The organism is Variovorax cryoconiti (assembly GCF_051216395.1).
Taxonomy (GTDB): Bacteria; Pseudomonadota; Gammaproteobacteria; order Burkholderiales; family Burkholderiaceae_C; genus Variovorax.
Map to the genome: position 1 here is coordinate 785,626 of NZ_JBPJZI010000002.1, position 21,874 is coordinate 807,499.

Annotated in this window: 21 protein-coding genes; 12 read left to right on the plus strand and 9 right to left on the minus strand. The window is 68.8% G+C overall.

The window, feature by feature from the left end; genetic code table 11:
- Nucleotides 1-110: 110 nt before the first annotated feature.
- Nucleotides 111-725 carry a flavin reductase family protein gene (locus tag ACSFA2_RS08465; RefSeq protein WP_435454859.1) on the minus strand — a complete coding sequence of 205 codons (615 nt, stop codon included), beginning with the start codon at nt 723-725 and terminating at the stop codon, nt 111-113.
- A 23-nt stretch (nt 726-748) separates the two neighbouring features.
- On the opposite strand from ACSFA2_RS08465, the gene ACSFA2_RS08470 reads away from it, so the two are divergent.
- Entirely contained in the window at nt 749-907 is a 159-nt protein-coding gene (locus ACSFA2_RS08470; RefSeq protein WP_435454860.1) for a hypothetical protein, read from the plus strand.
- Here ACSFA2_RS08470 and ACSFA2_RS08475 read toward each other — a convergent pair.
- Nucleotides 879-1,559: a type 1 glutamine amidotransferase domain-containing protein gene (locus tag ACSFA2_RS08475; protein WP_435454861.1), complete on the minus strand. Its 681-nt coding sequence runs from the start codon at nt 1,557-1,559 to the stop codon at nt 879-881. The two genes, ACSFA2_RS08470 and ACSFA2_RS08475, sit on opposite strands and share 29 nt — an antisense overlap.
- A 127-nt stretch (nt 1,560-1,686) precedes the next feature.
- Between ACSFA2_RS08475 and ACSFA2_RS08480 the strand changes: the two genes are divergently transcribed.
- Entirely contained in the window at nt 1,687-2,577 is an 891-nt protein-coding gene (locus ACSFA2_RS08480) for a LysR family transcriptional regulator (RefSeq protein ID WP_435454862.1), read from the plus strand.
- A 36-nt stretch (nt 2,578-2,613) separates the two neighbouring features.
- Here ACSFA2_RS08480 and ACSFA2_RS08485 read toward each other — a convergent pair whose 3' ends face one another.
- Nucleotides 2,614-3,156: a PaaI family thioesterase gene (locus ACSFA2_RS08485; protein ID WP_435454863.1), complete on the minus strand. Its 543-nt coding sequence runs from the start codon at nt 3,154-3,156 to the stop codon at nt 2,614-2,616.
- Between the two features lie 51 nt (nt 3,157-3,207).
- Here ACSFA2_RS08485 and ACSFA2_RS08490 point away from each other — a divergent pair, with 51 nt between their 5' ends.
- The 5 genes from ACSFA2_RS08490 to ACSFA2_RS08510 all read left to right on the plus strand — a co-directional run bounded on the left by ACSFA2_RS08490 (nt 3,208) and on the right by ACSFA2_RS08510 (nt 9,125).
- On the plus strand, nt 3,208-3,657 hold the full coding sequence (locus ACSFA2_RS08490; protein ID WP_435454864.1) for a MarR family winged helix-turn-helix transcriptional regulator: 450 nt from the start codon (nt 3,208-3,210) through the stop codon (nt 3,655-3,657).
- Nucleotides 3,658-3,727: 70 nt separating this feature from the next.
- The gene (locus ACSFA2_RS08495) at nt 3,728-5,044 is read left to right on the plus strand and encodes an MFS transporter (protein WP_435454865.1); all 1,317 of its coding nucleotides are present in this window, start codon (nt 3,728-3,730) and stop codon (nt 5,042-5,044) included.
- A 7-nt stretch (nt 5,045-5,051) separates the two neighbouring features.
- Nucleotides 5,052-6,497 carry an MATE family efflux transporter gene (locus ACSFA2_RS08500; RefSeq protein WP_435454866.1) on the plus strand — a complete coding sequence of 482 codons (1,446 nt, stop codon included), beginning with the start codon at nt 5,052-5,054 and terminating at the stop codon, nt 6,495-6,497.
- 47 nt (nt 6,498-6,544) lie between these two features.
- Nucleotides 6,545-7,243: an SDR family oxidoreductase gene (locus tag ACSFA2_RS08505; protein ID WP_435454867.1), complete on the plus strand. Its 699-nt coding sequence runs from the start codon at nt 6,545-6,547 to the stop codon at nt 7,241-7,243.
- A gap of 247 nt (nt 7,244-7,490) precedes the next feature.
- Nucleotides 7,491-9,125: a CehA/McbA family metallohydrolase domain-containing protein gene (locus ACSFA2_RS08510; protein ID WP_435454868.1), complete on the plus strand. Its 1,635-nt coding sequence runs from the start codon at nt 7,491-7,493 to the stop codon at nt 9,123-9,125.
- 16 nt (nt 9,126-9,141) lie between these two features.
- Here the strand turns inward: ACSFA2_RS08510 and ACSFA2_RS08515 are convergent, their stop codons facing one another.
- Genes ACSFA2_RS08515 through ACSFA2_RS08525 form a run of 3 tightly spaced genes read right to left on the minus strand, consistent with a single transcriptional unit; the run spans nt 9,142 to nt 11,479 of the window.
- Nucleotides 9,142-9,915 (minus strand): aldolase, encoded by a 774-nt coding sequence (locus ACSFA2_RS08515; RefSeq protein ID WP_435454869.1) that lies wholly within the window; start codon nt 9,913-9,915, stop codon nt 9,142-9,144.
- A gap of 11 nt (nt 9,916-9,926) precedes the next feature.
- A complete protein-coding gene (locus ACSFA2_RS08520; RefSeq protein ID WP_435454870.1) occupies nt 9,927-10,565 on the minus strand; it encodes a 2-dehydro-3-deoxy-6-phosphogalactonate aldolase in 639 nt (212 codons plus the stop codon).
- Between the two features lie 14 nt (nt 10,566-10,579).
- Nucleotides 10,580-11,479, minus strand: a complete 900-nt coding sequence (locus ACSFA2_RS08525) for a 2-dehydro-3-deoxygalactonokinase (protein WP_435454871.1) — start codon at nt 11,477-11,479, stop codon at nt 10,580-10,582.
- A 199-nt stretch (nt 11,480-11,678) separates the two neighbouring features.
- Here ACSFA2_RS08525 and ACSFA2_RS08530 point away from each other — a divergent pair, with 199 nt between their 5' ends.
- A complete protein-coding gene (locus ACSFA2_RS08530) occupies nt 11,679-12,077 on the plus strand; it encodes a hypothetical protein (RefSeq protein ID WP_435454872.1) in 399 nt (132 codons plus the stop codon).
- A 90-nt stretch (nt 12,078-12,167) separates the two neighbouring features.
- On the opposite strand, the gene ACSFA2_RS08535 is transcribed toward ACSFA2_RS08530, so the two are convergent.
- Nucleotides 12,168-13,961: a DEAD/DEAH box helicase gene (locus tag ACSFA2_RS08535; RefSeq protein ID WP_435454873.1), complete on the minus strand. Its 1,794-nt coding sequence runs from the start codon at nt 13,959-13,961 to the stop codon at nt 12,168-12,170.
- A 281-nt stretch (nt 13,962-14,242) separates the two neighbouring features.
- On the opposite strand from ACSFA2_RS08535, the gene ettA reads away from it, so the two are divergent.
- Together ettA and ACSFA2_RS08545 are read left to right on the plus strand one after the other, a co-directional pair.
- On the plus strand, nt 14,243-15,904 hold the full coding sequence (ettA, locus tag ACSFA2_RS08540) for an energy-dependent translational throttle protein EttA (protein ID WP_435454874.1): 1,662 nt from the start codon (nt 14,243-14,245) through the stop codon (nt 15,902-15,904).
- 46 nt (nt 15,905-15,950) lie between these two features.
- On the plus strand, nt 15,951-16,292 hold the full coding sequence (locus tag ACSFA2_RS08545; RefSeq protein WP_435454875.1) for a hypothetical protein: 342 nt from the start codon (nt 15,951-15,953) through the stop codon (nt 16,290-16,292).
- A gap of 18 nt (nt 16,293-16,310) precedes the next feature.
- Here the strand turns inward: ACSFA2_RS08545 and ACSFA2_RS08550 are convergent, their stop codons facing one another.
- Both ACSFA2_RS08550 and ACSFA2_RS08555 read right to left on the minus strand, forming a co-directional pair.
- Nucleotides 16,311-17,669, minus strand: a complete 1,359-nt coding sequence (locus ACSFA2_RS08550; RefSeq protein WP_435455008.1) for a TAXI family TRAP transporter solute-binding subunit — start codon at nt 17,667-17,669, stop codon at nt 16,311-16,313.
- Between the two features lie 16 nt (nt 17,670-17,685).
- A complete protein-coding gene (locus ACSFA2_RS08555; protein ID WP_435454876.1) occupies nt 17,686-18,726 on the minus strand; it encodes a P1 family peptidase in 1,041 nt (346 codons plus the stop codon).
- A gap of 143 nt (nt 18,727-18,869) precedes the next feature.
- Between ACSFA2_RS08555 and ACSFA2_RS08560 the strand changes: the two genes are divergently transcribed.
- Together ACSFA2_RS08560 and ACSFA2_RS08565 are read left to right on the plus strand one after the other, a co-directional pair.
- A complete protein-coding gene (locus ACSFA2_RS08560; RefSeq protein ID WP_435454877.1) occupies nt 18,870-19,982 on the plus strand; it encodes an ion channel in 1,113 nt (370 codons plus the stop codon).
- Nucleotides 19,983-20,137: 155 nt separating this feature from the next.
- Entirely contained in the window at nt 20,138-21,874 is a 1,737-nt protein-coding gene (locus tag ACSFA2_RS08565) for a PHA/PHB synthase family protein (protein WP_435454878.1), read from the plus strand.

Below are 21,874 nucleotides of genomic sequence, written 5' to 3' on the forward strand. Positions count from 1 at the left end.
AACGAGGGTCGGCGCTGGCCGGCCCTGACGGGCGGCTGCGTATTGCCGATACGAATCATTATCAAATAACCCACCGGCTCCGCGGGCCATTGGGCCTACGGGGCCACCGTCTATTCGGCCGCTGATGGGTCCGGCGGCGCGGCCTTGAAGCGATCACGCGTGCGCACGTACAGCTCACCCCCGAAGCGACCCACCGGGAAATAGCTGTCGAGGTCGACCCGCCAGGTGCCGGCGTCGACCAGCCCCTCGCGCACATGCAGCCAGCGCACCTGGCCGATGAAGACCTTGCGGCTCTCGGTTTCCATCTTCTCGAACAGCGTGCATTCGAAGGCCACCGGCGTCTCGGCAATGCGCGGCGGCGCCACCGACGTGCTCGGCAGCGTGGTGAAGCCGACCACCTCCGTCTCGCTCACATGCGGCGGATGCTCGACGCTGCACTGGTGCATCTGCCAGGCCGTCGCTTCGTCGGCCAGGTGCACCACGAATTCGCCGGTGCGCTCGATGTTGCGCGCGGTGTCCTTGAGCGATTGGTCGCTGCGGCGGTTCATGCTGATCATCACGATCGGCGGCTCCTCGCCGACCATGTTGAACATGCTGATCGGTGCCGCGTTGACGGTGCCGTCGGGGCCGAGCGTGGTCACCAGCGCGATCGGGCGCGGCACGATCAGGCTGGCCATCAGCTTGTAGCGCTGGTATTCGGTGAGTTGGGCGAAGTCGATGTGCATGTGAGGCGTGGATTCGTCGCGGCATGGACGAGAGCAAGTTCGGTGCCGCGCAGGCGGGGCCTGCGCTGCCGCACCTGCCGACGCACGAGGCCGGGTCGCGCTTGCGAACCAGCTCGACGCGCCGGGCCGCCGGCATCGGGCCGGCCACGGCGTTCAACGTGCCTGCGCCTGCAACGCGCTGACCATTGCCTGCGCCAGTGCGCTGCTCGAGGCCGGGTTCTGGCCAGTCATGAGGCGCCCGTCGACGACGACCTTCGACTGCCAGGGCGCCGTCGCGTCGTAGTCGGCACCTTCCGCGCGGAGCGCGTCTTCGAGCAGGAAGGGCACGTCGGTCTTCGCGTAGCCGTCTTCCTCCGCGTTGGAGAAGCCGGTGAGTCGCCGGCCCCGAACCAGTGGGCTGCCGTCGTCGAGCGTGACCCCGAGGAGCGCGGCCGGGCCGTGGCAGACCGCCGCCACGATCTTGCCGGCGTTCCAGGCGCGCAGCACGGCTTGCTTCACGTCCGGGTCCTTCGCGATGTCCACCATCGGGCCGAGCCCGCCGGGGAAGAAGATCGCGTCGTAGTCGCGCACGTCGACCTCGGAGAGCTTGCGGCTGCGGCTCATGCGGCGGATCGACGGACTCTCGCGGAAGGCGCGCTGCGCGGCATCGTTTTCGTCGTAGCCGTCTTCCGGCGGCGTGCCACCCAGGGGCGAGGCGTATTCGACCGCGATGCCTGCGGCGTCGAACACCTCGAAGGGGTGCGCGACCTCGGGAAAGAAGAACCCGGTGGCGCGCTTCTGCGGCCCGATCTCGGCTGCATTTGTCAAAACGAACAGAACATGTTGAACAGTCATGGCTTACTCCTGGTGGATTGAAGATCGCCCGAATTGTTCGGGCTGCTGTCACTTTACGCAGAGGCGGCGGTGCGGAGTAGGCCTGCAACGATTGACGCATTGACTCATCGAATAAGACAATCAAGACATGAAAGACAAGGCGTCGATCCTCGATGAACTCCGTGCCATGGCGATCTTCGCGACCGTCGTTCGCGGCGGAAGCTTTTCCGCCGCGGCGCGCGCGCTGGGCCTGACGCGTGCCGTCGTGAGCCACCATGTGCGGGCGCTCGAGACGAGGCTCGGCGTGCCGCTCGCGCAACGCAGCACGCGCAGCTTCAGCCTCACGCCTGCCGGGGAAGCGTTCCGTGTGCACTGCGAGCGCCTGCTCGACGAGGCGGTCGACGGGGTGCGTGGCATGGAGCTGCTGCGCACCGAACCCCGCGGCGAGGTGCGGCTGACCTGCTCGCATCACTTCGGCAGCAAGCGCATCCTGCCGGCGCTGGTCGCATTCCGGCGGCGCTATCCGGCGGTCCGCCTGCAGGTCGCGATGACCGACGCCAACATGGACCTCGTGCAGCAGGGCGTCGAAGTGGCGGTGCGCGCAGGCCCGCTCGCCGATTCGTCGCTGGTCGCGCGCCCGCTGGTGCACGAGCCCACGATGCTGTGCGCCTCGCCGGCCTACCTGCGCCGCTACCGGGCGCCCAGCGCGGTGGCGGAGCTCGAACAGCACCGCTGGGTGGTCTATCCGTTGAGCCAGAAATCGGTGACGGTGCGGGTCGAGGGCCAGCGCGTCGAGATCCCCGTTCAGGGCGACATCGCGACCGACAGTGCCGCCTCGCGGCTCGCCTTCGTGCTGGCCGGCGAGGGCATCGCGCGCCTTCCCGCCTACGACGCTGCCACCCTGATCGCGTCGGGTGAGCTGGTCCGTGTGTTGCCGGAGATCGAGACGGCGCCGCTCGACATCTTCCTGGTCCACGCCAAGCGCATCGGGCCGAGCGCACGGCTGCTGCGGGATTTTCTGCTCGAGACGGCACGCTAGCACGCGTGCCGCACAGGCCCCGGGTTCGAAGGCACGTCAGCGCCGGGCCAGCTCGAACACCAGACAGGTGGTGGTCGCATGCGCGTACAGCGTGCCGTCGGGCCCGACCACGCGCGCCTCGGCGGTGGCGAGCTGGCGGCCGCAGTGGATCACCTTGCCTTCAGCCCGCACCCGCTGCACCTTGGGCGTGACGGCACGCACATAGTTCACGCCGAGTTCGGCCGTGGTGTAGCTGCGGCCCACCGGCATCATCGTGTGGATGGCGCAGCCGAGCGCCGAGTCGAGCAGGGTGGCGATCCAGCCGCCGTGGATGGTGCCCAGCGGGTTCAGGTGCTGCGCCAGCGGCGTGCCCTGGAACACCGCGCGGCCGGGGGCCGCTTCGATGATCGTGAAGTCCAGCGTCTTGGCGATCGCGGCATAGGGGATCTCGCCATGGAGCATCGCCTGCATCACCTCGAGGCCCGTCTTGTCGGCGATCTCGTCGAAGCGCGCGAGGCCTGGGCCGGGGCCGGCTTCGAGCTTCTGAAGGACCGCGCGCTCCTCGGCGATCCAGGTGTCGAGGGTGGGGACGTCTGCCATCGAATCTCCTTACTGATGTATATGCATTAGTTGCAGGTACAATGATATGCCATGAACACCGACATCAAGCCGCAGGGCTGTACCAGTTCCAAAGTTCGCCAGCTCGCCCGGCGCCTCGCGCAGCACTACGACGCCGAGGTGATGCAGTGCGGGCTGAAGACGACCCAGTATTCGTTGCTGAGCCACGTCGTGGGCCTCGGGCCGATCCGGCCCGTCGACCTGGCTGACCGGATGAAGATGACGCCCTCGACGCTGAGCCGCAACCTGCAGCCGCTGGTGGCGGCCGGCTGGCTGGTGCTGGCACCCGGTGCCGATGCGCGCAGCCGCCTGGTGCGGGCCACCGAGGCCGGCATCGCGAAGCGCCAGGAAGCGCAGCGCCACTGGAAGACGGCCCAGCAGAAGCTCAACGCCCAACTGGGCATCGAGCGCGTGGCCGCGCTGCATGCGCTCATCGACGATTCGCTGGCCCTGCTGGCGCCCGACGCCGACGTGCCGGACTGACGCGTTCGCACGACCTCTTCCGCTTCCTTCCCCTTCGTCCCCTCGCACCTCTCACGACCTTCCCACGACCATGTTCGCCCAACCCCTCTCCGCCTGGCTGCAACGCCGCGGCATCCACTACGGCTGGATCGTCGCTGCCGTCACCTTCCTCACCATGCTGATGATGTCGGCTGCGCTTGGCCTGCCCGGCGCGATGATGCAGCCGCTCGGCAAGGAGTTCGGCTGGAGCACCGAACAGGTGTCGTCCGCGCTGGCCTTGCGCTTCGCGCTGTTCGGCCTGATGGGGCCGTTCGCGGCGGTGCTGATGGAACGCTACGGCCTGCGCGCCGTGATGTGCGTCGGCCTCGCGCTGGTCGGCTCCGGCATGGCGCTGGTCACGATGGCGTCGCAGCTCTGGCAGCTCTTCATCGTCTGGAGTCTGATGCTGGGCATCGGCACCGGCATGACCGCGCTGGTGCTCGGCGCGGTGGTGGCCAACCGCTGGTTCGTCGCGCGACGTGGGCTCGTGGTCGGCGCGCTGGCGGCCAGCGCGGCCACCGGGCAGCTGGCCTTCCTGCCGGTTGCGGCGTGGATGATCGAGCACTGGGGCTGGCGCTCGGCCGTGGTCCCGGTGTTCGTGGGCGCGATCGTGATCGGGCTGCTGGCGCTGGCCTTCGTGCGCAACCGGCCGTCGGACCTCGGACTGCTGCCTTTCGGCCAGACCGCGAAGGAAGCCGCCGCGCTGCCGACTGCACCGGCCACGGCCATGAACTGGCGCACACCTTTCGTGGTGCTGCGCGAGGCCGCGTCGAACCGCACCTTCTGGATCCTGGCCGGCACCTTCTTCATCTGCGGGCTCAGCACCAATGGGCTGGTGCAGACGCACTTCATCTCGCTGTGCGGCGACTACGGCATGAGCGCGGTGCCGGCCGCATCGGTGCTGGCGATGATGGGCGCGTTCGACTTCGTCGGCACCATCCTGTCGGGCTGGCTGTCCGACCGCTACGACAACCGCAAGCTGCTCTTCTGGTATTACGGCCTGCGCGGGCTGTCGCTGTTCTGGCTTCCGCATTCGGACTTCACGATCTACGGCCTCAGCCTGTTCGCCATGTTCTACGGGCTCGACTGGATCGCCACCGTACCGCCGACCGTCAAGCTCGCCGGTGCCGCTTTCGGCCCGCAGAAGGCCGGCCTCGTCTTCGGCTGGGTCTTTGCGGCGCACCAGCTCGGCGCGGCCACCGCGGCCTATGGCGCCGGCTTCGCGCGCACGCTGCTGTTGACGTACACGCCGGCGTTGTACGTGGCGGGTGCGGCCTGCCTGCTGGCGGCGGTGCTGGTGCTCATCATTCGCCGGCCGGCGGGGTCCGGTGGCGTGCGCTCGTCGTCGCCGATCGCTTCGCGGGCCTGAGGTCGTCATGAACACCACCACCGCACCCACCTCCACCGCCGCGCAGCCGGCCGCGCAGATCGCGCCGCGCACCCGCATGCTGCTCGAAGGGCCGATCGTCCCCACGCTGCTTCGCTTGGCCGCACCCAACGTGCTGGTGATGGTGGCGCAGGCGGCGGTCGGCCTGATCGAAACCTACTTCGTCGGCAAGCTGGGTACCGATGCGCTCGCCGGCATGGCGCTGGTGTTCCCGATCGTCATGCTGATGCAGATGACCTCGGCCGGCGCGATGGGCGGCGGCATCGCCTCTGCCGTCGCGCGCGCGCTGGGTGCGCAGCGGCGCGACGAGGCCGATGCCGTGGCCGTGCACGCGATGGTGATCGCGGCAGGCTTCGGCATCGTCTTCATGCTGGCGCTGCTCTTCGGCGGGCGTTGGTTGTATGCGCTGATGGGCGGCACCGGCGCCTCGCTCGAAGCGGCCTTGACGTACTCCCACGTCGTGTTCGCCGGCGCGGTGCTGGTGTGGGTCTTCAACTCGCTCGCGGCCGTGATCCGCGGCACCGGCAACATGTCGGTGCCGGCCAACGTCACGGTGGCCGGCGTGGTGGTGCTGATCCCGCTGTCGCCGCTGCTGATCTTCGGCTGGGGCCCGATCCCCGGCCTGGGCATCGCGGGCGGCGCAATCGCGCTGCTGCTGTACTACCTGCTGGGCATCGTGGCGCTGCTGGTCTACATGGCATCCAGCCGCAGCCTGCTCAAGCTGTCTTTCTCCAGCGTGCGGCTGCGCTGGCCGATCTTCCGCGGCATCCTGCGTGTGGGCCTGATCTCGTCGATCGCCACGGTGTCGACCAACCTGTCGATCGGTATCACAACCGCACTGGCCGGCCACTTCGGCCCTGGCGCCATCGCCGGTTATGGCACGGCCTCGCGGCTCGAGTACCTGCTGGTGCCGCTGATCTTCGGCCTCGGTGCGCCGTTGCTCGCCATGGTGGGCACCTGCATCGGCGCCGGCCAGCGCGAGCGGGCCTTGCGCGCGACCTGGGCCGGCGTGGGCATCGCCTTCCTGCTGGCCGAGACGATCGGCCTCGCCGCGGCGCTGTTCCCGCGGCCCTGGCTGCTGCTCTTCGGCAACGACCCCGCGATGCTCGAGGCCGGCACGCAGTACCTGCGCGCGGTCGGGCCGCTCTACGGCTTCTTCGGCGTCGGGCTGGTGCTGTACTTCGCCTCGCAGGGCGCGGGGCGCCTGTTGTGGCCCGTGGTCGGCAACCTGCTGCGGCTCGCGGTCGCCGGGGCCGGCGGCTGGCTGGCGCTGCGGCTGAGCGGCGAGCTCGGCCATGTCTTCGTCGCGCAGAGCGTGGCGCTCGTCGTGTACGGCGTGGTCATCGCATCGGCCATTGCGGGCGGTGGCTGGTTCGGCCGCGTCGGCTGGCCGCGCACGCCGTCTCGGCTGATGCACCGCCTGGCGCAGCCGTGACGCGCCGACCTTCTTCCTCGTTCTTTTCCTCACACTGAAAGCACACCATGCAACTCCAGGACTCCGTCGTCTTCGTCACCGGCGCCAACCGCGGCCTCGGACTCGCCTTCGCCCAAGCTGCCCTCGCGGCCGGTGCGCGCAAGGTCTATGCAGCCGCACGCGATCCGGCCAGCGTCACGCTGCCGGGCGTGGTGCCGATCCAGCTCGACGTCGGCCATGCAGCGCAGGTCGCGGCCGCGGTGCGCGCCTGCGGCGACGTCACGCTGCTGGTCAACAACGCCGGCATCTCGATGGGGTCGAGCTTCCTCGCATCGCCCGATGCGATCGCCGCGGCGCGCGCCGAGTTCGAGGTCAACTTCTTCGGCCCGTGGGCGCTGGCCAGTGCCTTCGCACCGGTGCTCAAGGCCAACGGCGGTGGCGCGATCGTGAACGTGCTGTCGGCGCTGAGCTGGGTGTCGTTCCCGAGCGTGGCTACGTACAGCGCGTCGAAGTCGGCCGCCTGGTCGCTCACCAACGGCCTGCGCAACGAACTGCGCGCGCAAGGCACGCAGGTGGTCGCGCTGCACGTCGGCTACATGGACACCGACATGACGCGCGGGCTCGATGCGCCCAAGTCGTCGCCGGCCGATGTCGCGCGCGTCACGCTCGAAGGTGTGGAGGCCGGTGCCTTCGAGGTGCTGGCCGACGACATCAGCAAGCAGATCAAGCAGAGCCTGTCGTCGGCGACGCCCGCCTACGCGAGCTGATCGAAGGCCCGGAAGGCCACGGAGGAGGGCGCCGACGGGGCGGCCGATCGCCCGGTTTTCATCGGCGTGTCACGTGAGGTGCGGAGACTGTGTGGCGGCGAGATGGGCGCGAAGACGCGCTGCTCGCCGCCCCTCCCTCCACTACTCTGCGTGCCCCGGACCCTGGTCTGCGGGTGGCGCATTCGATCGCATGACCCCCCGCACTGCTCCCTCCGTTTTTCGCCCTTCCCTTTTCTCGACCGTGATGATGAGCGCTGTCCTGCTGACGGCATGCGGTGGCGGCTCCGACGCTGCCGCCCCCGTTGCCGTGGCGCCTGTCACGCCACCGGTCGATGCTGCACCGCCCGCACCTGCCGAGCCCACCACGCCCGCCGTCCTCGGCAAGTGGACCATCGGCGACCTGCACGTTCACACCTCCCAGTCGAACGACACGCAAGCCAACCCCACTCTCGACAGTGTGCTGTCGAAGGCCCTCAAGACTTTCGGCCTCGACTGGGTGGCAATTTCCGACCATCTGCGCCCGTCGGGCTTCGACAACGATGGCAACGCGATCGCATCGATCCCGTTTTCGGAAGGCATGGCGAAGTACCAGGTGCCGCGCATCAAGGCGCTGCAGGCCGCGGGCACCTATGCCGACAAGACGATCTTCACGTCCTTCGAGTGGGACATGCCCACGCACGACCACGGCAACATCGGCATCCTGACCGACGACCCCATGTCGGCCAAGGCACTGAAGGCCGCGAGCCAGTTCGAGTACCTCTTCACCGATCGCGCCGCCTCGCTGTTCCCCGCGGCCGACGTGGCCGCCTGGAGCGCGGTCGACACCAAGGCGTATTCGACGCATGCCGACGCCATGGCTGCGATCGCCTGGCTCAAGAAGAACTACCCCGATTCCAGCTACCTGCAGATCAACCACCCGTCGCGCAATACCGGCAAGTACACCGCCGCACAGTTGCGTGAGATGAATGACCTAGCACCGAACATCGTGTTCTCGCTCGAGGGCATGGTCGGCAACCAGATGGAGCCTGACCGTGGCGGTTATACGCAAGCGGCCAACCCCACGCCGGCCAACCTGGTGAATCGCACCTATGGCGGTGTCGACTATCTGGTCGCCAAGCTCGGCGGAACCTGGGACTCGCTGCTGTCCGAAGGCCGCCATGTCTGGAACGTCGCCGATTCCGACTATCACTTCAAGACCAGCGGCGCCAACAGCAGCGGCTATGCACCTGGCGAGTACGCGAAAAACCACCTGTTCGGCGATATCAAGGATCCGAAGTCGCTGCTCGCAGCCATGCGCAAGGGCAAGCTCTTCGCAACCTACGGCGATCTTATCGATGCACTCGACTTCCGCGTGGAGAACGCCACGGCGAGCGCCGAGATGGGCGAGGACCTGACGGCCAAGGCAGGTGACCAGCTCAAGATCACGATCCGATTCAAGAGCCCCGAGCGCAACAACTACGAGTTCGTGGTGGGCAGCGGCATTCCTGCCAACCTGAAGCCCGTGGTCGACCACATCGACCTGATCGCCGGTGACGTGACCGGCCGCGAAGTGTCGGGCACCCCCGGCTATTCGCGCGACACCAACCCGTCGACGCGCGTGATGAAGCGCTTCACGGCCAACGACTGGAAGCTCGATGCCGAGGGCCACTACGCCGTGACGTACACGGTGACGGCCGGCAGCAACCAGTATTTCCGCCTGCGCGGCACCAACCTCGGCGTGGATGTGGCCGGTGAAATGGTGGCGGGCGAGCCGCAGCCCGATGTGTCGATCACGCCGACCGCCGTGCCGACGGCCGACGTTCGCTTCAACGCGATCAATGCACGCAACTACAGCGACCTGTGGTTCTATTCGAACCCGGTGTTCGTGAAGGTCGCGCTCTGAGCGAGCTGACCGGCGCTCAGCGGATGGCCGCGGGCGCCGGCAGCATGCGCCGCAGCGATTCGAAGAACAGATCCGACTGCTCGCGCTCGCTCTGCACCTGCGCGGCGACGCGGGCGGCCAGCGCAGCGTTCACCGGCGCGAGCGGCCGGCCGGTCGATTGCGCGATGACCTGGTGCAGGCAGGCGCGCTCCAGATAGTAGAGGTCGTCGTAGGCATGCGCGATGGTGGCGCCTGCCACCACGACGCCGTGGTTGGCGAGAAAGGCCACGTCCTTGCCGGCCATCGCGCGGGCGATGCGCTCGCCTTCGGCATGGTCGAGGGCCAGGCCGTTGTACTCGGCGTCGATCGCCAAGCGGTCCATGAAGCGCATGGCGTTCTGGCTCAGCGTCGGGTCGAGCGCACGGTCGGCCGTGAGCGTGAGCGCGGTCGCATACGGCGAGTGCACGTGCAGCACCACCGCGTGGCCGGTGATGCGGTGGATCGCGCCGTGGATGAAAAGGGCGGTGGGCTCCACGCGGTGCCGGCCGGCCAGCACCTCGCCGCGCACGTCGATCAGCACGATGTCGTCGGCACCGACCTCGCTCCAGTGCAGGCCGCGGGGGTTGATGAGGTAGCGGTCCTGTGCGCCCGGCAGCATCACGCTGAAGTGGTTGCAGACGCCTTCCGACAGGCCGTGGTGCGCGGCGGCGCGCAGCGCGAGCGCGAGGTCTTCGCGCAGCTGGCGCACGCGCGGGGCGGCGTACTGCGCGTCGGCGCTTTCGGGGAGGGCGATGCGAACGGTGTCTTGCATGGCGTGAGCTTTCAGGTGCGAACCGCGCCTTGCCATGCGGCGACGAATTGCAGCGCGGCGTCGCGCACCTCGGCGGCGGCCTTGCCGGGCTTGTAGAGGGCCGAGCCGATGCCGAAGCCGGTGGCGCCGGCGGCGCGCCAGGCGTCCATGTTGGTCGGCGAGATGCCGCCGACCGGCATCAGCGGCGTGCCCTGGGGCAGCACGGCCAGCCAGGCCTTGAGCACGGCGGGCGAGGCCGCTTCGGCCGGGAACAGCTTGAGCCCGGTGGCGCCCGCGGCCAGCGCACCGAAGGCCTCGGTCGGTGTCGCCACGCCCGGCAGGCTGACCATGCCCAGGCGGCCGGCCTCGGCCACCACCTCGGCGTTGAAGTTGGGCGAGACGATGAGCGCGCCGCCCGCGGCATGCACGTCGCGCACCTGCTGCGCCGTGAGCACGGTGCCGGCACCGATCAGCGCCTCGGGGAAGCGCTGGCGCAGCAGTGCGATGCTCTCCAGCGGCTGCGGCGAATTCAGCGGCACCTCGAGCAGGCGGAAGCCGGCGTCGACCAGCGCGTCGCCGACGGCCGGCGCTTCGGCGGGCGTCAGGCCGCGCAGGATCGCGACCAACGGGAGTTGCCGCACGGCGGCGTGGAAGGTGTCGAGCGGCGTCATGGTCGTCTGGATGTTCAGGGGTACAGGGTACGGGACAGGGCATGCAGGCCGGCCCAGGTGGCCTCGGCGCCCAGCGCCCGGCTGGCCACGCCGCTGGCGTGCAGGGCGAGCTCGTAGCGCCGCGTGAGCGCCGGTGCGCCGATCAGCACCACCTCGCCCTTGGCATGCAGCGACTGCGTGCGCAGTTCCTCGCCGATCAGCAAGCCCGACAGATAGCTCGCGAGGTCGGCCGCACCCATGCGGCCGAACAACGACAGCGTGCGCGCCCCGAAGGCGTTGTGCAGCAGGCCTTCGTTGTTGCCGGCTTGCGTCACGCCGAGCAGGAAGGCAGCCTCGTCCAGCGGCGCCTGGGTGTCGATGGTGCGCGACAGGATCGAGTGCGTGCCGAGCAGCGCATAGAACTCGCCTGTCATGAAGGTGCGGAAGCCGGTCACGCGGCCATCGACCACGCGGGCCCACTTGTTGTGGGTGCCGGGCAGCACGAAAAGGCCGTCGCGTTGGCCCGTGAGGGCGATGGCGCCGAAGATCTGGACCTCTTCGCCGCGCATCACGTCGGGCACGCCGTCGTGCTCGACGCTCAGGCCGGGGATCAGCGCGATGCGGTCGGTGTCGACCCGGATGACTTTCGCCGCGATGTCGGCCAGGCCCGCCGGACAGGCGCAGTAGGGCGCCTCGACCCAGCCCTGCTTGCTGCCGGCCATGCCCGAGATCAGGCAGCGTGGGTGGCCGGGCCCGCGCATCCAGTCGCCCACGAGCGATTCGAACACCGTGCCGAATTCACCGGCCGGCACGCTCAGGATGCCGCGCGGGGCGCTGCGCTCGTCGAGCACGCGGCCGCTGGCGTCGAGCAGCGCGCCGCGCAAGGAACTGGTGCCCCAGTCGATCGCCACCAGGTTCATGCCATGTCTCTTCATCGAGTGGTCGGGAGGGACGGATGATAAGTGGGGCGACCTGGCGCCGTCGGCCGTGCGGGGATCGATGGTGCGCGCGTGCCCCCCCTTGGAAGGAGCCCGGACCCGGCCGAGCGGGGCTGGCGCCGGCGCACGGGAGCTGTCATGCTGAGCTGGCCCCTGCCGTCTACGCGCGGCCCGATCCACCTGCGAAGGAGTTCCCATGAAGATCGTCGTTGTTGCCCTGGGCGTCGTCTGCGCCCAGGTGCTGGCCCTCAGTGCCGCGGCCCAGACCCCGCCCACCGACCCGGTGCGCGTCGAGCGCAAGCAGGAAGCGCAGAAGGCCGCGCGCACGCCCCTGCTGGGCGAAGGCTACCCGCAGCCCGCGCCGCTCGCCAAGGTGAGCCCGCAGGCCAAGGCACAGGCGCGGGCCGAACGCCGCAAGAACGCGGCAGTCGCCGCCAAGGATGCCAATCCGGGCGAGCTCTACAGTGGGGTGCCCGAGGCGCGCCCCAAGGTGCCCAGGAGCGAGCGCACTGCCGCCCGCGTGGCGCGCAACGCGGAGGTCTCGCGCGCCGTCAAGGCGGGCGAGATCAAGCCGACCGGCGAAGGCAGCAAGTGACACGGGCGCGCACGGTGCGCGCATGAAGCAAAGGAAAAAATAAAAAGGGCGCCGAGGCGCCCTTTCTGTTGGTCGATCGATGGAGATCGATCAGCGGCCGTAGGAACGGCCACCGCCGCCGCCACCACCGCCGTAGCCGCCGCCCGAACGGCCGCCGCCACCGCCGCCGCCGGAGCGGTTGCCGCCGTAGCCGCCACCACCACCACCACCGCCGGTACGGCGACCACGGCCTGCGCCGAAGGTCGCGTCGACGCTGGTGCGCAACGGATCGGGCTGGCCGGCAACGCCGCCGGTCACGGCTTCGGCGCGCAGGTGCGCGACCTGGTTGGCCTGCGTCGGGCTGTGGCTGTTGCCGTGATGGCGCGGCTGGCGCTCGTCGCGCGGCTGGCGCTCGTCATGCGGCAGGCCTTGCGGTGCGCGTGCCGGGCCTTGCGGGCCACGGCCCGGACCTTGCGGACGCGGGCCCTGGCCACGGGCACCTTGGCCCTGGCCGCCACCACCGCCGTTGCGGGCGCCTTGCGGGGCACCGCCACCGCCACGGCGCTGACCGCCGCCGCCGCCATTGCCACCACCACCGCCCGAGCGTTCGCCCTGGCCGGCCTTGTTGTCGCGCACGCGCTGCAGCATCTCGGTGCGGGCGGCCTTGGCGGCTGCCTGCATCACGTCACGGCTCGGCGGACGGCCGGCACCGCCCCAGATCGTCTGGCGACCCATGGCGATCGGCTCGGCGCGTTCGCCTTCGTCGGGACCGAAGCCTTCGACGGTCACGACCGGGATCTGCTGCTTGGTGAAGCGCTCGATCTCCTGCATGAAGCCTTCTTCGTCCAGGCAGACCAGGCTCACGGCTTCGCCGCTGTTGCCCGCGCGGCCGGTGCGGCCGATGCGGTGCACGTAGTCTTCGCTGACGTTCGGGATCTCGTAGTTCACGACGTGCGGCAGCTCGTCGATGTCGATGCCGCGGGCCGCGATGTCGGTGGCCACCAGCGCGCGGATGTCGCCACTCTTGAAGCCGGCCAGCGCCTGCGTGCGGGCACTCTGGCTCTTGTTGCCGTGCAGCGCCATCGCTTCGATGCCGTTCTTGGTCAGGAATTCGGCGACGTTGTTGGCGCCGAACTTGGTGCGCGTGAACACCAGCACCTGGCTCCAGTTGTGCTCGTTGATGATGTGCGCGAGCAGCGCCTTCTTCTTGCCGCGGCCCACGGGGTGGACCACCTGCGTGATGCGCTGCACCGTGGTGTTGCGGGGCGTGACCTGGATGCTCTGCGGGTTCTTGAGCAGGTTGGCGGCCAGGTCGCGGATCTCGTCGCTGAAGGTGGCCGAGAACAGCAGGCTCTGCTTTTCCTTGGGCACCAGGGCAAGGATCTTCTTCACGTCGTGGATGAAGCCCATGTCCAGCATGCGGTCGGCTTCGTCGAGGATCAGGATCTGCACCTGCGACAGGTCGAGCATGCCTTGCTGCTGCAGGTCGAGCAGACGGCCGGGCGTCGCCACCAGGATGTCGACGCCCTTCTTGAGCTTGCTGATCTGCGGGTTCATGCCGACACCGCCGAAGATCACGGTGGATTCGAGCTGCAGGTACTTGCCGTAGGTGCGGACCGATTCCTCGACCTGGGCGGCGAGTTCGCGGGTGGGGGTGAGCACCAGGGCGCGGATGCCGGTGCCACCGAACTTGTTGGTGGCGCTGCGGCTCATCGTGAGCTTGTGCAGCATGGGCAGCGTGAAGGCGGCCGTCTTGCCGGTGCCGGTCTGGGCGCCGCCGAGCAGGTCGTGGCCATCGAGCACCACGGGGATCGCCTGGGCCTGGATGGGGGTGGGGGTGTCGTAGCCGTGCTCGAGCACAGCCTTCAGGATGGCCGGGGCCAACTTCAGATCGTCAAAGGTCATTTGGAAGCAATAGCGCCTTGCACGGCGCAGTGGCATCGGCCTTCCACGCACCCTTTGCTGGGGTGGCATGGTCAGTTCAGGCAGATGAATCAAGGGTGGGAGCCGAGGGCTGTCGCATCGCGATGCTGAAGCCTTCTTGTCCCCGGCAGAAAAGCCGTTGTTGCGGGCAACTGGACCCGGCAACAGGCGTGATTGTCGCATGAGTCGATAATCGACGGTTTGCCGCGCCCGGATTTTCTCGGCCGCCTGCGCAACCACCCTGACCCAACGCAAGTACACAGATGGCCCAATACGTCTATTCGATGAACCGCGTCAGCAAGACTGTTCCGCCCAAGCGGCAGCTCTTGAAGGACATTTCGCTCTCGTTTTTCCCCGGCGCCAAGATCGGCGTGCTCGGCTTGAACGGTTCGGGCAAGTCGACCCTGCTCAAGATCATGGCCGGCGTCGACAAGGAATACGAGGGCGAGGCGCTGCCGATGCCCGGAATGACCATCGGCTACCTCGAGCAGGAGCCCAAGCTCAACCCCGAGCACACGGTGCGCGAATCGGTCGAAGAGGCCATGGGTGCCGTGTTCGCGGCCAAGGCGCGCCTCGAGGAGGTCTACATCGCCTACGGCGCCGAAGACGCCGACTTCGATGCGCTGGCCGCCGAGCAGGCCGAGCTCGAAGCCGTCATCGCCACGGCCGGCACCGATTCCGAACACCAGTTGGAGATTGCCGCCGACGCGCTGCGCCTGCCGCCGTGGGACGCGACGATCGGGTTGCTGTCGGGTGGCGAGAAGCGCCGCGTGGCGCTGTGCCGCCTGCTGCTGTCCAAGCCCGACATGCTGCTGCTCGACGAGCCGACCAACCACCTGGACGCCGAATCGGTGGAGTGGCTCGAAGTGTTCCTGCAGCGCTTCACCGGCACCGTGGTGGCCATCACCCACGATCGCTACTTCCTGGACAACGCGGCCGAATGGATCCTGGAAATGGACCGCGGTCGCGGCATTCCGTGGAAGGGCAACTACAGCACCTGGCTGGAGCAGAAGGGCGAGCGCCTGGCGCAGGAGCAGAAGGGCGAAGAGGCCCATGCCAAGGCGCTGAAGAAGGAACTGGAATGGTCGCGCCAGAACCCGAAGGCGCGCCAGGCCAAGAGCAAGTCGCGTCTCGCGCGCTTCGAAGAGCTGAGCGACATGGAATACCAGAAGCGCAACGAGACGCAGGAAATCTTCATTCCTGTGGCGGAGCGGCTGGGCCAGCAGGTGTTCGAATTCCACAACGTCAGCAAGTCCTTCGGCGACCGCATGCTGATCGACAACCTGAGCTTCACGATTCCGCCGGGCGCGATCGTCGGCATCATCGGCCCGAACGGCGCCGGCAAGTCGACGCTCTTCAAGCTGATCGCCGGCAAGGAGCAGCCCGACACCGGCGAAGTCGTCATCGGCTCCACCGTGCGTGCGGCCTTCGTCGACCAGCACCGCGACGAGTTGGCGAACCAGAAGACCGTGTGGGAAGACATCTCCAACGGCCTGGACATCATCAACGTCGGCAAGTTCCAGATGGCCAGCCGGGCGTATGCCGGTCGCTTCAACTTCAACGGCGCCGACCAGCAGAAGAAGGTCGGCACGCTGTCGGGCGGCGAACGCGGTCGCCTGCACCTGGCCAAGACCCTGATCGCCGGCGGCAACGTGCTGATGCTCGATGAACCGTCGAACGACCTGGACGTGGAAACCCTGCGTGCGCTCGAAGACGCGTTGCTCGAATTCGCCGGCACCGTGATGGTCATCAGCCACGATCGCTGGTTCCTCGACCGCATCGCCACGCACATCCTGGCAGCCGAAGGCGACAGCCAGTGGACCTTCTTCAATGGCAACTACCAGGAGTACGAAGCCGACAAGAAGAAGCGCCTGGGCGAAGAAGGTGCCAAGCCGAAGCGGATGCGCTACAAGGCGCTGAAGTAAGCGTTCTCCCGCCGTGCCCGGCGACATCCATGAGAAACTGCCGGTCATGAAAACCGCACGCGTTCTCCTGTTGGGCCTCCTGGCCGGCGTCTCCCTGGCGCAGGCCGAAGAGGTCAAGGTGCCCATCGACAGCGACGACAAGCGCATCATCTACGTCGCCCCCGATGTCGCGCCGACCGGCAGCACGGTCGTCACCAACGGTGCCACCGTGGGCGTTCAGCGCCCCGACGGCAGCACGACCTACGGCGGCATGAACACGGCCGGCGACCGGCCGTCGTACTCCGTCGGTGCCAGCACCGGCGGTGACACCTCTTTCTCGGCCGGCGTGTCGTCGGATGGCCGCAAGGAAAGCGCCGGCGTGAAGGCCGGCGTCAAGATCAAGTTCTGAGGCAGGGTCGCAGCGGGTTCAGGCTGTGGCCTGGGTGCGCATGCCGACGGTCCCCTGCACGCGTTGGCGCACCGAAGCGATGTTGTTGCGCAGCGCGTAAAGCTCGTCGGCATAGGACAGCGGCACGGCCACCTTGTTGACGCGGCGGTCGAGGTCGTCGAGCTTCGTCAGCAGCGCCTCGCGATTGCCTTCGTCCGACTCCAGTTGCGTTTCGATGTCGCGCAACTGCCCGTACCAGCGGAACACGCGCGAGCGCACCCGGAACTGGTAGAGCGGCGGCACCACGCGGCTGAGCGGCAGCATCAGCACGACCAGGCCGCCCAGCACCAGCCACATGCGCTCGATCAGGTTGCTGGCCCAGAAGGGCAGGTAGCGCTGCCAGAAGGGTGGCGTGCCGTTGATCGCGCGGTCGCCTTCGGGGCTCACGGGCAGTTCGCTGGTGCGGGTGTTGGGAAAATCGCGCGCGCGGTTGAACCAGCCGGCATCGCCGTGCAGGGTCTGCGCGCTCTGTGCGAAGAGCTGGCGCAGGGCCGGGTGCGTCTGTTCGCGTGCCAGCAACGAGGTGGTGGCCGCCAGCATCGACACGTCGTGCGTCGGCACATCGCGCGCCAGGTCGACCACGCCGCGCGGCAGCGACACGGCCGACAGGAAGGCGAAGCGGCGCGAATAGGCATCGCTCTGCGCCAGGTCCATCAGCGCGATGCCCGGTGCGCGCAGCAGCTGCTGCACCAGCGGCGACTGCGGTGCCGATGCCAGCACGATCACGTCGAGCAGCCCGGCCTGCAGGGCCTCGGTCGCCGGCGTCTGCTCCAGGTTCGACAGCTGCAGCGCGCTCGCGTCGAGGTGGTTGGCGCGCAGCATGCGCTCCATGATCTCCGGCACGCCGCTGCCCGGCTTGTCGACGTTCACGCGCAGGCCCTTGAGCTGCGCGATCGATTCGAGCGTGCCCGTCTTGCGGTTCACCGTGCGCGCCGCGTCGCTGCGGTAGAAGATCCACAGCGGCTCGTAGAACAGGCTGCCCAGCGAGCTGAGGCCGGCCTCTTCGTCGGCCACCACGTCGGCGCTGCCGCCCCGCACGAAAGCCACGTCGGCCGTGCCGATGCGCAGCATCTGCAGGTTGTCCGACGAGCCTTCGCTGGGCTTGAGCACGACCTCGATGCCGTAGGTGGCCAGTGCGCGCGCATAGCGCTGGCCGAACTCGGCATACGCGCTGCCGGCCGGGCCGGTGGCGAGCGTCACGCGCTTGGGTGGCTGCGGCTGCAGCCACCAGTAGGCGGCGATCAACAGGCCGATCACAAGGAAGACGATCGGTCCGGCTGAGGCGATCAGGTCGCGGATCGACAGCAGGATCAGCTTGAGGGTCTTGGGCATGGACATGGACATGGCGCGATGCTCACGGTTGTGATGACTGCCCGTGCGCAGCGAGTGCCGCGGCGGACGGAATGTGCAGGCCGCCGACGCTCACCGACTGCGCCGCCAGCACCGCGCGCAGCGTGGCGCGTGCCACCACCTCGGCGGCCATCGCGCCGAGCACGGTCATGCCCGGCGCGGCGCCTTCGAGCGGCACGCGGCCGGTGGCCAGCGCGAACAGCGTGTCGCCATCGCTCATGGTGTGGACCGGGTTGATGCTGCGCGCCAGGCCGTCATGCGCCACCATCGCGAGCCGGTTGGCCTGCACCTTGGTCAGCACCGCGTCGGTGGCGACCACGCCGACGGTGGTGTTGGTGCCGGCGAGCAGCGGCTTGGGCAGCTCGCCGCGCATCAGTGCGCGGCGTGTGTTGAGCAGCGATCGGCCATCGGCGGTGCGCGCGCCGGCCACCACCTGCGCCGTGTCGGGGTCGATCACGTCGCCCAGCGCGTTGCAGGCGATGAGGGCCGCCACCGTGACACCGCCGACCGTGATTGACGCGTTGCCGATGCCGCCCTTCATCGCGCGGTCGACGCCGAAGAGCTTGCCCACCAGCGCGCCGCTGCCGGCGCCCACGTTGCCTTCGGCCGGCGTCTGCGTCGATGCGGCTTCGCAGGCCGCGTAGCCCGCCGCCGCGTCGGGGCGGATGCGCGCGTCGCCCATCGGCAGGTCGAACAGCACCGCGGCGGGCACGATCGGCAGCGTGCCGAAGCGCACGTCCAGGCCGACGCCGCGCTCTTCCAGCCAGCGCATCGCGCCTTCGGCCGCTGCCAGACCCCAGGCGCTGCCGCCGGCCAGCATGATCCCGTGCACCTGCTGCACCAGGTTGCCGGGGGACAGGAGGTCGGTCTCGCGTGTGCCAGGCGCGGCGCCCCGCACGTCGACGCCGCCGACGGCGCCTTCGCGCGTGAGGATCACGGTGCAGCCGGTGGGCCGGCGGCTGTCGCTGAAATGGCCGACCTCGATGCCGGCGACATCGGTGAGGCTGCCCGCGGAGGGCAGGGGGTTGAAAGCGGCAGAAGACATCCGGCGGGATGATACGGGGCGGAGCACGACGCCCGGCGCGGGCGGGGCGCGCTGTTTCGACTTCGGCGAGACGGGCCTGCGGCTGACCTCGCACCACGGTTCGCGCGAGGCATGATGGGTTTTCCTCTTTCATCTTGTGTCAGATGCATCTGACCGCCCTGCTGCTCGGCGCCTTGATGGTGCTCGCGACACTGATCGACGCGTTCGAGGTGGTCCTGCTGCCGCGCCCGGTGCGCCGCCGCATTCGGTTGAACCGCTATTTCTTCAAGTGCACGTGGGCGGTCTGGGCCCGGTGCGCCCGGCTTTGGCCCGACGGGCGCCGGCGCGAGGATTTCATCGGGGTGTACGGACCGCTGTCGATGGTGATGCTCTTCGCTGTCTGGGGTGCGAGCCTGATCTTCGGCTTCGGTCTGGTGCAGTGGGCACTCCAGGCTTTCTTGCCCGGCGGGGGCGCGGCGTCGCTGACCACCCAGATCATCGTCAGCGGCGACGCCTTCTTCACACTCGGCTATGGCGACAGCGTGCCGCGTCATGGGGTGGCACGCCTGTTGGTGATCGTCGAGGCGGGCACCGGCTTCGGGTTCATCGCGCTCACCATCGGCTACCTTCCGGTGCTCTATCAGCACTTCACCCGCCGCGATCTCCAGCTCATCGAATTTGCGGCCCGCGCCGGCTCGCCGCCGACGGCCGCTGCGTTGCTGGGCTGGCATGCACACGGCAGTCCCGAAGCGCTGGAGCGCTGGTTGAGAGACTGGGAGGTCTGGGCCAGTGACCTGATCGAGAGCCAGGCTGTGTACCCGATGCTTGCCTTCTACCGATCGCAGCACGAGGGTCAATCGTGGCTGGGCTCGCTGGCCGTGGTGTTGGACGTGTGCACCCTGCTCATCGCCGGGAGCGACGACCAGCGGCGCAACCAGGCCACCGCAACGTTCTCCGCGTTGCGGCGCATCCTCGACGAAGCCATCGACGCGCTGCGCGTGCAGCCGGCCGGCGAGGTCGGCAATCGGGGGATGGACGCCGACGCACTGAGAGCGCTCGCACCCGACATTCGCCGCCTGCTGCCCGCCTGGCGCAACGATGAGATGGCCGTGCAGGCGATGGGCCAGCTTCGCAAAAGCTACGAGCCCCAGCTCGAAGGGTTGGCGGCCTACCTGCTGCTGCGCCTGCCGGACTGGAGCGGGCCCACGGCCAGTGCAGCTCAACGCTTCGGTCGTGAAGCCGTCGTGCGTCAACTCACCGAAGGACGCGGCGACTGATCGCCATCGGCCCGCGCTTGACGGGGATCAAGTGGGTACGGGGCGTTCCCACTATTCTGTGGACGGTTGTTGTGCTTGGCTTTCGAGGCCGACGGCGCGACCGAGCTTCCGATCAACCCCGTTTCGCGTCGACCGCGGAATCCAGAGGACCGCGCATGTCTGAGCCATCTCCTCTTTCGCCTGTCACGCATCTCGACACGGTGGCGCACGGCACCCTGGCACGCCTCACCGGTGCGCTGTCCCCGGCGTCGGCCCTGCTGGCCGGGCTGGACTGGGGCGCGCACCTGGCGGTGTCGCCCGGGCGGCAACTGGCGTTGGCGCAACTGGCTGGCGAACAGGCGCAGCAGCTCGCCCGCTATCTGCATGAATGCCTGCTGGCCGGCCCGGGCGAGGCGCGCGCGCTGGTCGAACCTCCGGCCCGCGACCGCCGATTCGCTGCGCCCGAATGGCGCCAGTGGCCCTTCAATCTCTGGCATCAGTCTTTTCTGCTGACGCAGCAATGGTGGGACGCCGCCACGCACGGCATCGCCGGCGTCGAGAAGCATCACGAGAACGTCGTGGCCTTCTGTGCCCGCCAGTGGCTCGACATGCTCTCGCCAGGCAACCGCTTCATGACCAACCCGACGGTGCTGCGTCGCACGGTGGCGCAGAGCGGAACGAACCTGGTGCGCGGCATGCAGAACCTGGCCGAGGATCTGCAGCGGCTCGCCGCCGGCACCGCGCCGGCCGGCACCGAGGCCTTCGTGGTGGGGCGCGACGTGGCGGCTACGCCGGGCCGGGTCGTGCTGAAGAACCAGTTGATGGAGCTGATCCAGTACGCGCCGACGACGGCGACCGTGCATGCCGAGCCGGTGCTCATCGTGCCGGCGTGGATCATGAAGTACTACGTGCTCGACCTCTCGCCGTCGAATTCACTGATGCGCTACCTGGTGGCGCAGGGGCACACGGTCTTCTGCATCTCCTGGAAGAACCCGGGCGTGGAGGAACGCGACCTGGGCATGAACGACTACCTGCAGTTCGGCTTCCAGGCTGCGCTCGATGCGGTCCATGCCATCGTGCCGCGGCAGCGCGTGCACGCCGTCGGCTATTGCCTGGGCGGCACGCTGCTCGCGATCGCGGCCGCCGCGATGGCGCGCGACGGCGATGAGCGCCTGGCGTCGGCCACGCTGCTGGCGGCGCAGACCGACTTCAGCGAACCCGGCGAGCTGGGGCTCTTCATCGACGAGAGCCAGGTCAGCCTGCTCGAGGCGCAGATGGCCGAGACCGGCTATCTCACGGCGGGCCAGATGGCCGGCGCCTTCCAGATGCTGCGCTCCTACGACCTGCTGTGGTCGCGCCTGGTCAACGAGTACATGCTCGGCGACCGCGCCCCCATGAACGACCTGATGGCCTGGAACGCCGACGCGACGCGCATGCCCGCGAAGATGCATTCGCAGTACCTGCGTCGCCTGTTCCTGAACGACGACCTGAGCGAAGGGCGCTACCCGGTCGGCGGCCGACCGGTGGCGCTCGGCGACATCGCGCTGCCACTCTTCATGGTCGGCACCGAGACGGACCATGTGGCCCCCTGGCGATCGGTGCACAAGCTGCACTACCTCACGGCGACGGACATCACCTTCGTGCTGACCAGCGGCGGGCACAACGCCGGCATCGTCAGTCCGCCGGGCCATCCGCACCGCCACTACCGGATGCTTCGGCGCGAGGCCGGCGGCAGCTACGTCGCACCGGACGCGTGGCTCGCCGCCGCGCCGGACGTCGAAGGCTCCTGGTGGCCGGCGTGGCAGCAATGGCTCGCAGGTCGATCGGGCCGGCGGGTGAAGCCGCCGCGCATGGGCGCCACCGGCTACCCGCCCATCGCCGATGCGCCGGGCAGTTACGTCCTGGAGAAATGA